The 12418-nt window shown below is 68.5% G+C and carries 9 protein-coding genes; 6 read left to right on the forward strand and 3 right to left on the reverse strand.

Annotation, left to right across the window (positions count from 1 at the left end; genetic code table 11):
* Positions 1-284 precede the first annotated feature (284 nt).
* From DFQ14_RS12165 to meaB, 4 genes are all read left to right on the forward strand, one after another.
* Positions 285-704 carry an SdpI family protein gene (locus tag DFQ14_RS12165; protein WP_114453377.1) on the forward strand — a complete coding sequence of 140 codons (420 nt, stop codon included), beginning with the start codon at positions 285-287 and terminating at the stop codon, positions 702-704.
* Between the two features lie 136 nt (positions 705-840).
* Positions 841-2778 carry a methylmalonyl-CoA mutase family protein gene (locus DFQ14_RS12170; RefSeq protein WP_114453378.1) on the forward strand — a complete coding sequence of 646 codons (1938 nt, stop codon included), beginning with the start codon at positions 841-843 and terminating at the stop codon, positions 2776-2778.
* On the forward strand, positions 2775-5015 hold the full coding sequence (gene scpA, locus DFQ14_RS12175) for a methylmalonyl-CoA mutase (RefSeq protein ID WP_114453379.1): 2241 nt from the start codon (positions 2775-2777) through the stop codon (positions 5013-5015). Before DFQ14_RS12170 ends, scpA begins: the two co-directional genes overlap by 4 nt.
* 21 nt (positions 5016-5036) lie before the next feature.
* A complete protein-coding gene (gene meaB, locus DFQ14_RS12180) occupies positions 5037-6023 on the forward strand; it encodes a methylmalonyl Co-A mutase-associated GTPase MeaB (RefSeq protein ID WP_114453380.1) in 987 nt (328 codons plus the stop codon).
* 32 nt (positions 6024-6055) lie between these two features.
* On the opposite strand, the gene DFQ14_RS12185 is transcribed toward meaB, so the two are convergent.
* Positions 6056-6754 carry a DUF305 domain-containing protein gene (locus DFQ14_RS12185; protein WP_246195468.1) on the reverse strand — a complete coding sequence of 233 codons (699 nt, stop codon included), beginning with the start codon at positions 6752-6754 and terminating at the stop codon, positions 6056-6058.
* A gap of 258 nt (positions 6755-7012) precedes the next feature.
* On the opposite strand from DFQ14_RS12185, the gene DFQ14_RS12190 reads away from it, so the two are divergent.
* A complete protein-coding gene (locus DFQ14_RS12190) occupies positions 7013-8455 on the forward strand; it encodes an LVIVD repeat-containing protein (protein WP_246195469.1) in 1443 nt (480 codons plus the stop codon).
* 170 nt (positions 8456-8625) lie between these two features.
* Positions 8626-9321: a dienelactone hydrolase family protein gene (locus DFQ14_RS12195; protein WP_114453381.1), complete on the forward strand. Its 696-nt coding sequence runs from the start codon at positions 8626-8628 to the stop codon at positions 9319-9321.
* 36 nt (positions 9322-9357) lie between these two features.
* Here the strand turns inward: DFQ14_RS12195 and DFQ14_RS12200 are convergent, their stop codons facing one another.
* Positions 9358-11073 carry a putative bifunctional diguanylate cyclase/phosphodiesterase gene (locus DFQ14_RS12200; RefSeq protein ID WP_114453382.1) on the reverse strand — a complete coding sequence of 572 codons (1716 nt, stop codon included), beginning with the start codon at positions 11071-11073 and terminating at the stop codon, positions 9358-9360.
* 381 nt (positions 11074-11454) lie between these two features.
* Positions 11455-12387, reverse strand: a complete 933-nt coding sequence (locus tag DFQ14_RS12205) for an oxidoreductase (RefSeq protein ID WP_276528449.1) — start codon at positions 12385-12387, stop codon at positions 11455-11457.
* Positions 12388-12418 lie beyond the last annotated feature (31 nt).

Below are 12418 nucleotides of genomic sequence, written 5' to 3' on the forward strand. Positions count from 1 at the left end.
CTCACCTCCGGCCGACAGCAGGCGGGGTACCCGCGGCGCCGCACGGGAGCCGGATCGCCGGCGGCCGCGGCGTATTCGACATGTACGAGCAGGCACGGCGCCGGATAATGCGACCGGTGCCGGTATCGATGATTACCGCCGTGGCCGCGGGCGTGATCGGCAAAGCCCCACGGCCGAGATGAATCGATCGGCGAACACGGTCCGGGCTGTGCTGCCGTATCGTGAAGTGTTCCGCCTTTGGCGGATCGCCGGTTGGTTGTCGAGGAACGCCGAACGGAGGCGAGGTGCACGAGCAGGTGCCCTGGGCGGGTGTGATCATCGTGGCGGTAACGATGGTCGGCGGTGCAGTGCTCGTACACCAGGTGGTTCGACGCGCATCGGACGGTCGCCTCCGCCGCAACCACTTCGCCGGCATCCGAACTCCGTCCACGATGGCGAGCGAGTCGGCCTGGATCGCCGGCCACCGAGCAGCACGCCGGGCAACCGATCTCGGGGCCGGGGGCATGGGACTTGCCGGTGTGATCGTTCTCGGGTTGCGAGACCCGTGGCCCTTCCTGATCACGACACTGCTGGGGGCTGTGTGGGTGCTTTTCTGGGTCTTCGTCAGCGCACGCCACGCCGGCAAGGCAGCCCGGTCGGCCTCCGACATCGCGGAGACAACGACGGTGCCGGCACACCGGAATCGGCACGATCAGTCCCGTTGACGCTTCGGGGAAACAATCTCGGTCGAACACCGACCGGACATAAACCGCTGTCCGACAAGGCATCGTCGCCTGTGCGACCTGCATCACACCCCTGATGTCTCTCGGTGGATCGACCAGCGGCCTACCATCGGCTCCCATGACGGCGTCCCAGCACTCAGCGTCGAGCAGCGGTCGATCCGAACTCGCCCTCATGGAAGGGTTCGAGATGCCGACTCACGAGCAGTGGCAGCAGCAGGTGGAAAAGGTCTTGCGCAAGTCCGGCCTGCTCGCCGAAGGAGCACCGACCCCCGCTGCGCCGGAAACCCTCCTGGCCGAGACCACGCACGACGGAATCACCGTGCAACCGCTGTACACGGCGGACCGGGACGTTCCGCAGGCCGGCGTCCCGGGGCTGGCTCCCTTCGTACGGGGCAGCCGAGCGGACGGCTGTGTCGCCGGAGGCTGGGACGTACGCCAGTGTCACGCTCACCCGGACGCGGCAGCGACCAACCGGGAGATACTGGCGGATCTGGCCGGCGGCGCGTCCTCGGTCTGGCTGCGGCTGGGGCGATCCGGCACGACCGTGGAAGACCTCCCCGATGCCCTGCACGGCGTGCACCTGGACATGGCCGGTGTCGTCCTGGACGCCGACGAGCACTTCGGGGAAGCCGCCGAGGCGCTGCTGAAGCTGGCCGCCGAGGAGGAGGTCCGGCCGAGCGCGCTGCGCGGGAACCTCGGCGCGGACCCGATCAGCGTGCACGCACGCACGGGGCAGGCCGCCGACCACGCTCCCGTCATCGACCTGGCACGTCGCTGCGCCGAGTCCTACACCGGGCTGCACGCGATCACCGTGGACGGTTTGCCCCACCACGATGCGGGTGGCTCCGACGCCGACGAACTCGGCTGCTCGATGGCGGCCGGAGTCACCTACCTGCGTCTGCTGACGGCACCCGCCCCGGCCGGGGCCGGGTTGGACATCGACACGGCAGCCGGGCTGCTGGAGTTCCGCTACGCGGCCACCGTCGACCAGTTCCTCACCATCGCCAAGCTCCGCGCGGCACGCCGGATGTGGGAGCGGATCCTGCGCGCCTGCGGCGCCTCCGAGCCCGCCCGCGCCCAAGTCCAGCATGCGGTCACCTCCTCGGCGATGCTCACGCAACGGGACCCCTGGGTGAACATGCTGCGCACGACGATCGCCGCCTTCGCGGCCGGAGTCGGTGGCGCCCGGGCCGTGACGGTGCAGCCCTTCGATGCCGCGCTCGGGCTGCCGGACGGCTTCTCCCGGCGGATGGCCCGCAACACCCAGTCGCTGCTGCTGGAGGAGTCGCACCTGGCACAGGTGATCGACCCGGCCGGCGGCTCCTACTACGTCGAGCAACTCACCGACGACCTCGCCCGAACCGGGTGGGAGTGGTTCCAGCGCATCGAGGCGGCAGGCGGCATGTCCGCCGCGCTGGATTCGGGACTGGTCGCCGACACGCTCGCGGCGACCTGGTCGCAACGGCAGGAGTCGATCGCCGACCGCAGCGATCCGATCACCGGGGTCAGCGAGTTCCCGGACCTCGACGAGACACCGCTGCGTCGCGATCCCGCACCGGAATCCGGTGACGAGCACAAGGCGCGGAACGCGCTGCCCCGCCATCGCTACGCCGAGGACTACGAGCGCTTGCGCGACGCCGCAGACCGGCACCTGGCCGAATCCGGCAGGCGCCCCCGGGTCTTTCTGGCCACGCTCGGCTCGTTGGCCGCGTACAACGCGCGCGCCTCCTTCGCGCGGAACCTGTTCGCGGCGGGCGGCATCGAAGCACCGGAAGCCGGAGTCACCGAATCCACCCGGGAACTCGTGAACGCCTTCACCGAGTCCGGTACCTCGCTGGTGTGCCTGTGCTCTGCGGACAAGGTCTACGCCGAACGCGCGGAAGACGCCGCCCAGGCCCTCAAGCAGGCCGGTGCGAGCGTGGTGCTGCTCGCCGGTGCCCCCCAGGATCCACCACCCGCCGGTGTGGACGGCTTCGTGCACACCGGCGGCAACGCGCTGGAAATTCTGACCGACATCCACCGCAGGTGGGGATCAGCGAACGGAGCGAAGCAATGACGCAAGGCGACCGGGTCCCCAGTTTCGCCGACATCCCCCTCGACGATCCGGTCGGCTCGGGTGGCCACGAGCAGTGGGCCGGCGCCGTGCAGGCCGCCACCGGCAAAGAGGCCGACGCGCTCACCTGGGAGGCGCCGGAGGGCATCGGCATCAAGCCGCTGTACACCTCCGCCGACACCGCCGAGCTGGAGTTCCCCCGCACGTACCCGGGCATCGCTCCCTACCTGCGCGGGCCGTACTCGACGATGTACGTCAACCAGCCGTGGACGGTGCGCCAGTACGCCGGGTTCTCCACCGCGAGCGAGTCCAACGCGTTCTACCGCCGCAACCTCGCCGCCGGGCAGAAGGGGTTGTCGGTGGCCTTCGACCTGGCCACCCACCGCGGCTACGACTCCGACCATCCCCGCGTCGGCGGGGACGTCGGCATGGCCGGAGTGGCCATCGACTCCATCTACGACATGCGCCAGCTCTTCGACGGCATCCCGCTGGACCGCATGAGCGTGTCGATGACCATGAACGGTGCCGTCCTGCCGGTGCTGGCGTTGTTCATCGTCGCCGCCGAGGAGCAGGGCGTGGCTCCGGAGCAGCTGGCCGGGACCATTCAGAACGACATCCTCAAGGAGTTCATGGTCCGCAACACCTACATCTACCCGCCGCAGCCGTCGATGCGGATCATCTCCGACATCTTCTCCTACACCTCGCAGAAGATGCCGAAGTTCAACTCCATCTCGATCTCCGGCTACCACATCCAGGAAGCCGGGGCCACCGCCGATCTCGAGCTGGCCTACACGCTGGCCGACGGTCTCGACTACATCCGCGCCGGACGCGATGCGGGCCTGGACATCGACTCCTTCGCACCGCGCCTGTCGTTCTTCTGGGGCATCGGCATGCACTTCGGCATGGAGGTCGCCAAACTCCGTGCCGCCCGGCTGCTGTGGGCCAAGCTCGTCGGGCGGTTCTCCCCGCAGGATCCGAAGTCGCTGTCGCTGCGCACCCACTCGCAGACCTCCGGCTGGTCGTTGACCGCCCAGGACGCCTTCAACAACGTCGCCCGCACCTGCGTGGAGGCGATGGCCGCCACCCAGGGACACACCCAGTCGCTGCACACCAACGCCCTCGACGAGGCGCTGGCGCTGCCGACCGACTTCTCGGCCCGGATCGCCCGCAACACGCAACTCGTGCTGCAGCAGGAGTCCGGCACCACCCGGGTCATCGACCCGTGGGGCGGCAGCCACTACATCGAACGGCTCACCCAGGACCTCGCCGAGCGCGCCTGGGCCCACATCACCGAGGTCGAAGAGGCCGGCGGCATGGCCCGAGCCATCGACGCGGGGATCCCGAAGCTGCGCATCGAGGAGGCCGCCGCCCGCACCCAGGCACGCATCGACTCCGGGCGGCAGCCGCTGATCGGCGTCAACAAGTACCAGCCCGACGCCGACGAAACCGACGGGGCACCCGAGGTGCGCAAGGTCGACAACTCGGCGGTGCGCGCCGAACAGCTCGAGAAGCTGCAACGGTTGCGCCAAGAGCGGGACGGCGAGGCCTGCGCCGCCGCGCTGGACCGGCTCACCGCCGCTGCCGAGGCCAGTGTGGACGGCAACCGTCCCGGCGACCTGGAGCACAACCTGCTCACCCTGGCCGTGGATGCCGCACGTGCCCACGCCACCGTCGGCGAGATCTCCGACGCGCTGGAGAAGGTCTTCGGCCGCCACTCCGGTCAGATCCGTACGATCTCGGGGGTGTACACCGACGAAGCGGGGCCCTCGGACAACATCGAGCGTGCCCGCGCCCTGGTGGACGAGTTCGCCGAACTCGAGGGCCGCCGCCCGCGCATCCTCGTGGCCAAGATGGGCCAGGACGGTCACGACCGGGGGCAGAAGGTCATCGCCACCGCCTTCGCCGACCTCGGGTTCGATGTGGACGTCGGTCCGCTGTTCCAGACCCCGGCCGAGGTCGCCCAGCAGGCCGCCGAGTCCGATGTGCACCTGGTCGGCGTGTCCAGCCTCGCCGCCGGGCACCTCACGCTGGTGCCCGCCCTGCGCGAACAGCTGCACGCGGTCGGACGCGACGACATCATGATCACCGTCGGCGGTGTCATCCCACCCGCCGACCACGAGGCCCTGCACGAGGCGGGCGCTGCCGCCGTCTTCGGTCCCGGCACGGTCATCGCCGAAGCCGCCCTCGGGCTCCTCGAGCAGCTCCGCGACCAGCTCGACCACGACACCGGGCAGAGCTGACAGGCAGGTCGGTCGAGAGTCATGCCACGCACCATCGACGTCGACGAGTACGCCAAGGGCGTCCTGGCCGGTTCCCGCACCAAGCTCGCCCAGGCGATCACGCTGGTGGAGTCCACTCGCGCCGATCACCGTGCACGGGCGCAGGAGCTGCTCGTCGAACTCCTGCCGCATTCCGGGGGCGCGCACCGCGTCGGGATCACCGGCGTGCCCGGGGTGGGCAAGTCGACGTTCATCGAGTCGCTGGGCACGATGCTCACCGCAGCCGGGCACCGGGTGGCGGTGCTGGCCGTGGACCCCTCGTCCAGTCGCAGTGGTGGCAGCATCCTCGGCGACAAGACCAGGATGGCCACGCTGGCCGCCGATCCGTCGGCGTTCGTACGCCCCTCCCCCACGGCCGGAACGCTCGGCGGGGTCGCCCGCGCCACCCGCGAGACCATCGTGCTCATGGAGGCGGCCGGGTTCGACGTCGTGCTCGTGGAGACCGTCGGGGTGGGGCAGTCCGAGATCACCGTGGCGGGCATGGTCGACTGCTTTCTCATGTTGACCCTGGCCCGCACCGGCGACCAGCTTCAGGGAATCAAGAAGGGCGTGCTGGAGCTGGCGGACCTGGTCGCGGTCAACAAGGCCGACGGCCCGCACGAGACCGACGCCCGCAAGGCCGCCCGCGAACTGCGGGGGGCTTTGCGGCTGCTCACCCCGGCCGGGGCTTCGTGGAAGCCACCCGTGTTGACCTGCAGCGGCTTGAACGGCACCGGCCTCGACTCCCTGTGGGAGCAGATCGAACTGCACCGCGCCACGCTGACCGAAACCGGCGAGCTCGCGGAGAAGCGCAGCCGCCAGCAGGTGGACTGGACATGGTCCCTGGTGCGCGACCAGCTCATGAGCGAACTGATGCAGCATTCCGGAGTCCGCGACGTGCTCGGCGAGGTGGAACGGCAGGTGCGCGACGGCGAGCTCACCGCGAGTCTGGCCGCCGAACGCCTCCTCGACACCTTCCGCGGGCGCTGATCTGGCCGCGGCGCCGCGCCGCCCGGTGCGCTTCAGCCGATTTCGGTGAGCAGCTGCTGCATGGTGGCGATCTCGTCGCGCTGGGAGGCGATCACGTCCTTGGCCATGGAGCGCACCTGCGGATCGGTCCCCTTCGTGAGGAGATCCTCCGCCATCGTCACCGCGCCCTCGTGGTGCCGGCTCATGAGCCGCAGGAACAACCGATCGAACTCCGTACCGGAGGACCCCTTCAACCGGTCCAACTGCTCCCGGGTGGCCATGCCCATCATGCGCTTGTGGCGGGCGTCGACGTGATAATCGGTCACCGGCTGCAGATCATTGCGTTTCAGCCACGCCTGCATCATGTCGATCTCGGCCTGCTGCGCCCCGCCGATACGTTCGGCCAGTCCTCGGACGCGAGGATTTTTCGCACGGGCGGGCGCCATGTCCGTCATGGTCAGAGCCTGCCGATGGTGGGGGATCATCATCCGGATGTAGTCGATCCCGGCCTCGGACGGCTCGGCCTGCTCCGCGCCCAGTTCGGCCATCTCGGCGGAACCGGCCACCCGCGGTTCGTCACCCGGCGCTCCGGGCAGCACCACCGGTGCCTGCGAGGAACTCGGCTGCCCGGTGTCGGTGGAGGCAGCGCCGGTGGACCCCGTGCTCGTGCAGCCGTTCAGGACCGTCACGGACATCGCGACGGCTGCGGCCACCGCCAGGGCACGGCTCGCCACCACACGGGATTGACGCATCGATTCTCCGTCTCGCCGCGGACAGGACTCGGCGGCAGTAAACCAGAATCCGAGTGCCCGAAATACCTCCATTGAGCGGATTGGCCCCGAGATCGACGAACAACATACTGGATCCTCGCAACACGCCGACGCCCGACCGGCATCGCCGGTCAGGTGTCGACCCATCGATCCGGAACATGGAGTGTGGTGGTCTTGACTTCGAGATCTCGCCCTACAGGCGGGAGAGGGCGCGGGCGGAGGTCGGCGGTCGCCGTCGGGGTGACATCCCTGGTCGCAGGCCTGCTGTTCGCCGCCCCCTCGGCTGCGACACCTCCGGCCAACCAGCCGGAGGAGAACTCTCGGGCGACGGCTGCCGCTCAGAACGACCGCAAGGTTCTCATGAGCGAGAACATGGAGCACGTCGCCAACGTGCCCAAGCAGGCGCCGTTCGACAAGCAAAGCTCCTTCGGCAGCGACATCGCCTTCAAAAAGCACTACGCCTTCGTGGGCAACTACAACGGGTTCACGGTGTACAACATCGCCAACCCGCGCAAGCCACGCGTGATCAGTCAGGTCGTCTGCCCCGGCGGACAGGGCGACGTCTCGGTCTCGGGGGGCCTGCTGTTCCTCTCGACCGACTACCCGCGCACGAACGACACCTGCACGAGCGAACCGACCGACAGTGCCGACCCCAACGGGTGGCAGGGCATGAAGGTCTTCGACATCAGCAATCCGCGCAAGCCGAGCTACGTCTCGTCGGTCGCCACGTCCTGCGGCTCGCACACCCACACGCTGGTGCCGGACAAGGCGGGCCAGGCTGCCTACCTCTACATCTCCTCCTACGGCCCCTCGGAAAAATTCCCGGCCTGCCAACCCCCGCACGACAAGATCTCGATCGTCAAGGTTCCCTACGCCGACCCGGCCTCACCGACCCTCGTCGACGCGCCGGTGCTGTTCCCCGAGGGTGGTAACCCCGGCAACGACAGCACCAGTGCCACCACCGGGTGCCACGACATCACCGTCTTCCCGTCGAAGGACCTGGCGGCAGGCGCCTGCATGGGTGACGGCATCCTGATGGACATCTCCGATCGGGAGGCGCCGCGCGTCATCGAGCGGGTCCGCGACGACGAGAACTTCGCGTTCTGGCACTCGGCGACCTTCAACAACGACGGCACCAAGGTGGTCTTCACCGACGAACTCGGTGGGGGCGGTGCCGCGACCTGCAACGAGGCCATCGGGCCGAAGCGGGGTGCCGACGGCGTCTACGACATCGTGGGGACCGGGGACAACCGGACACTGAAGTTCCGCAGTTACTTCAAGATCCCGCGCCACCAGGCCGACACGGAGAACTGCGTGGCGCACAACGGGTCCCTGATCCCCGTCGAGGGACGCGACATCATGGTGCAGGCGTGGTATCAGGGCGGCGTCTCGGTGTGGGACTTCACCGACTCGGCCAATCCGACCGAGATCGCCTACTTCGACCGCACCCCGTTCGACACGGAGCAGATGCAGATCGCCGGACCGTGGTCGGCGTACTACTACAACGGCTACATCTACTCCAGCGGGATCCAGGAAGGACTCGACGTCCTGAAGCTGCACGATCCCAGGACGGGCAACGCGGACAAGGTGCGGTTCAAGCAGTTCAACCCGCAGACCCAGCCGGTTTACCAGGGCCATCCGTCCACCGGCTCGAACGCCGGGAGCACATCGGGCGGCATGTGAGCAACACCCGAACACACGTCGAGCGGCCCCGCGAGAACCATCACTCTCGCGGGGCCGTTTGCCGCCCCGCATCCGACGCGGCGTTTCGGTGCGGCCCGCAACGGGTAAGAACCGGCACAGTTGTGGTGACGGATCCTTCCCGATCCTTCCCGAGAGCGAAAAGGTGCCGCGTGACCGAAGCGAACCCGCATCAGAACGTGACCTTCACCAGCAACGGCGAGACCGCGCACGGCTACCTCGCCGTCCCCGCATCCGGACAGGGGCCGGGTGTCCTGGTCATTCAGGAGTGGTGGGGCCTGACCGATCACGTCGCCGACGTCACCGACCGGTTCGCCGCCGAAGGTTTCGTGGCACTCGCCCCCGACCTCTACGGTGGACGGACCACACACGACTCCGGGCAAGCGGCGACGATGATGAACAACCTGCCGGTGGAGCGGGCCGCCCGCGATCTGTCCGGAGCGATCGATCACCTGCTCGCCCACCCCGCCGTGGTCGGTACGTCCGTGGGGGCGGTCGGCTTCTGCATGGGAGGCAAGTTCGTCCTGGTCATGGCCGCTCGGGAAGGCAACCGGATCGGAGCTGCCGTGCCGTTCTACGGTCTCCCCTCGATCGAGGAGACCGACTTCTCCCACCTGACCGCCCCGGTGCTCGGTCACTACGGCGAGCACGACCGTTCCGTGACTCCCGAAGCCGTGGACGGCCTCAGGGCCCGGATCACAGCCGATTCCGAAGTCACCCCCCACATCCACTTCTACCCGGCGGGCCATGCCTTCTTCAATGACAGCAACCCCTCCACCCACCACGAGGAGTCGGCCCGGACGGCGTGGACACGCACCCTCGAATTCCTGCGCACACACCTGAGCTGAGGCACACGCCCGGTTCGGCAGGGCGCTTCGGTGGATTCACCAGTCGCGGAGCAGGTGACTCATCGTCTCGGCGGAAACCGGATCACCGTAGACGGAGCCCGCTGCGACCTCGCAGCCCTTCGAGTGCCACCAGGAGGCCTGCTGTTCGGTGTCCATCCCGACCACGGCGATCGGCACACCGCAGTCCCGGACCAGCGGGATCGCCCCCGCGACCGCGCGCACCTCGGGGGCGTCTTCGGTATCGCGCTCGTGGATCAACCGCACGAGGTCACTCGAGAACCGCACCGCATGCACCGGAAGGTCCCGCAGGCAGCGCAGTTCCTCCGGACAGGCCCGGAAATCGTGCAGAGCGGTTCGCACCCCCATCGTGTCGAGCACGTGCACGTTGCCCCGTGCCTCGCCGGAACCGTCCAGCAGTGCCGTCGCCGGCATCCCCAGCCACATCCGCTCCGGGTCGAGCTCCCCGTCTCCGAGAACCTCGCGCACCCTGGCCACCAAGTCGGGATCTTGAGCCTGATTCGGACTGAGAGCCCCCAGGAGCCGCACCCGGTACCCCTCGCGGTGCCACGTGTCGAGCTGCTTCCACGCCGTGGCCAGCATCCAGTCCCGCAAGGACAGGGTGACGCCGGAGCGTTCCGCGAGTCGCAGGCACTCGGTGTGGCCGAGCCGTCCGTAACCGTGCGGCTGCCAGCTCAGCTGCACCTCCACAGCGACCAGTCGCCGGTCGTCCATGGACACCAGGGGTCGGTAGCCGACCTCGAACTCACCGAGTTCCAGCGCCCCCGGCATGATGGCGGCCAGCTTGGCCTCGATCTGCTCTTCCGGAGCACGGTCCGGGTCGAACAGCGCCCACTGCCGCTTGCCCGCCGTCTCCGCGCGGCGCAATGCCACATCGGCCCCCCAGACCATGTCGGCGGGTGCCACTTCCCCCACGGCACGCTGGATCACGCCGATACTCGCCGAGGTCGCGATCCCGTGCTCGCCGACATAGATCGGTTCGGCCAGCTCCTCGTTGATCAGCGCCGCGAACGACGCGATCCCGGGGGTGTCCGGCGACTGCCGCAGCAGGATCGCGAACTCGGTTCCTCCGAGCCGGGCCACCATTCCGGTTTCCCCGTCGATCAACTGCTCCAGGCGTCCGGCCACCGCCCGGATGATGGTGTCGCCCGCTTCGTAGCCCAGACCGTCGTTGACGAGCTCGAACCCGTCGAGACCGAGATGGTAGAGCGTCAGTGTGGCGTCCTTGGGCAGGTTCGCCAGCGCGGCCTCCAGGCGCGTGCGGAAATACTGGCGATTGGGCAGCCCGGTCATGGCATCGTGCAGCGCCTGATGCCGCAGGCGGTCCTGCAGCGAGCTCAGTTCACGGAGATCCTCGATCATGGTGACGGAATGGAGTGGCGTGCCGTCGGCGTCACGCAGCATCGACACGGCCAGGTAGGTCCAGGCCCTGTTCCCGTCGGCGCGGACCAGATTGCGCCGCTCGTGCAGACCCCGGCGGGTTCCCTCGGCCAGCTCGGTGTACGAGGCAGCGAGGCTTCCGGCTTCCTCCGGATCGAACAGATCGTGAATCGTCGCCGACCGCAGATCCTGCTCGGAGTAGCCGAGCAGGTCTCTCAGCGCGGTGTTCGTCTCGACGAACGTGCCGTCCAGGTCGCAGATCGCCACCCCGATGGGGGTGGTGGTGAACACCTCCCGGAAGCGCGTTTCGCTGAGCCGCAGTTCCCGTTCGTCACCCGAATCCTCGACCGTCATGCCGTTCGCCCCGTAACGACCCTGTTCACGAGCATGTCCCGAATCCGACCTCTGCGGCCGTTGTCCGGTCTTTCGATCTCCTCGATGCCTCGGCCCACGAGCGGAGGCGGAGTGAGCCCGCACTGCGGTGCAGCACGGCGGCCTCTCCGGGGGTTCGGGGTGCCTGCTCGGTCACGTCACATCCCTGCGTAGCTTCTCTGCGTGTGCACCAGACTACTGGGGGATACCGCTCCGGGGGAGCACCGGCCCGCGATCATCGACACGTCACTTCGTATCCACTCGATCAGGCGAGTGATCGGCTGTTGGTGTCGGATCGATGTCGGGCACGGTCGAAGGCGGGAACCCCATTCGGCAGCTCCCTGCCTCACTCCACGGCCTTGGCTACTCCACGGCCTCCAGGGTTTCGCCATCGGCCACGAGCGCGTCGAGTTCGGCCACATCGGCGCCCGTGAGCTCGATACCGGCCGCAGCGGTGTTCTCCTCCAGGTGCCGCGGCGAGGACGTGCCCGGAATCAGCAGGATGTTCGGTGACCGCTGCAGCAGCCACGCCAGCGCCACCTGCGCCTGGGTCGCGCTGTGCCGCTCGGCCACGGCGCGGAGGACCTCGTCCTCACGGGCCCTGCTGTCGGTGAAACCCGAGCCCAGCGGGAAGAAGGGCACGAAAGCGGCCCCGACCTCGGTAGCCCTGGTCAGCAGGGCCGCAGCCGAGCGATTCACGAGATTGTAGAGATTCTGCACCGCCGCGATCGGCGCGATCGCACGAGCCTGCTCGAACTGCTCCACCGACACGTGCGAAAGCCCGATCGTGCGGATCAGTCCCGCCTGCCGGAGTTCGTCCAGCGCGCCGACCCGGTCTTCGAGCACCTGGCCGGACTCACCGTCCATGAAGCGCAGGTAGACCAGGTCCAGAGTCTCCCTGCGCAGGCGCCGCAGGTTGTCGTGCACCTGGGCGCGCAATGCGTCCGGGTGACTCAGCGGCAGCCAGCCACCCCGCTGATCGCGGTAGGCACCGATCTTGGTGGCCAGCACCAGGTTCTCACCGTAGGGAGACAGCGCCTCGGCGATCAGCTCGTTGACCACCCACGGCCCGTAGAAGTCACTGGTGTCGATGTGGTTGATCCCCAGCTCGACGGCACGGCGCAGGATGCGCACGGCGCGGTCGTGGTCGGCGGGCGGGCCGAACACACCGGGGCCTGCGAGCTGCATCGCACCGAATCCGACCCGGTTGACGGTCAGGCCCTCACCCAGTTCCAGAGCACCACCGAGGGTGGTCGATGTCGTCATCACGAGGTGATGCTGGTCCAGTCGAAGCATGTCGGCAACCGGATAGTGGACAACATCGCAG

Source organism: Halopolyspora algeriensis, from assembly GCF_003337235.1.
Lineage (GTDB): Bacteria > Actinomycetota > Actinomycetes > Mycobacteriales > Pseudonocardiaceae > Haloactinomyces > Haloactinomyces algeriensis.

Bases quoted from the DNA above. Each gene is read 5' to 3' on its own strand.
- DFQ14_RS12170 (WP_114453378.1), top strand. From the start codon at position 841: ATGACGGCGTCCCAGCACTCAGCGTCGAGCAGCGGTCGATCCGAACTC.
- meaB (WP_114453380.1), top strand. From the start codon at position 5,037: ATGCCACGCACCATCGACGTCGACGAGTACGCCAAGGGCGTCCTGGCC.
- DFQ14_RS12205 (WP_276528449.1), bottom strand. From the start codon at position 12,387: ATGCTTCGACTGGACCAGCATCACCTCGTGATGACGACATCGACCACC.
- scpA (WP_114453379.1), top strand. From the start codon at position 2,775: ATGACGCAAGGCGACCGGGTCCCCAGTTTCGCCGACATCCCCCTCGAC.
- DFQ14_RS12185 (WP_246195468.1), bottom strand. From the start codon at position 6,754: ATGCGTCAATCCCGTGTGGTGGCGAGCCGTGCCCTGGCGGTGGCCGCA.
- DFQ14_RS12200 (WP_114453382.1), bottom strand. From the start codon at position 11,073: ATGACGGTCGAGGATTCGGGTGACGAACGGGAACTGCGGCTCAGCGAA.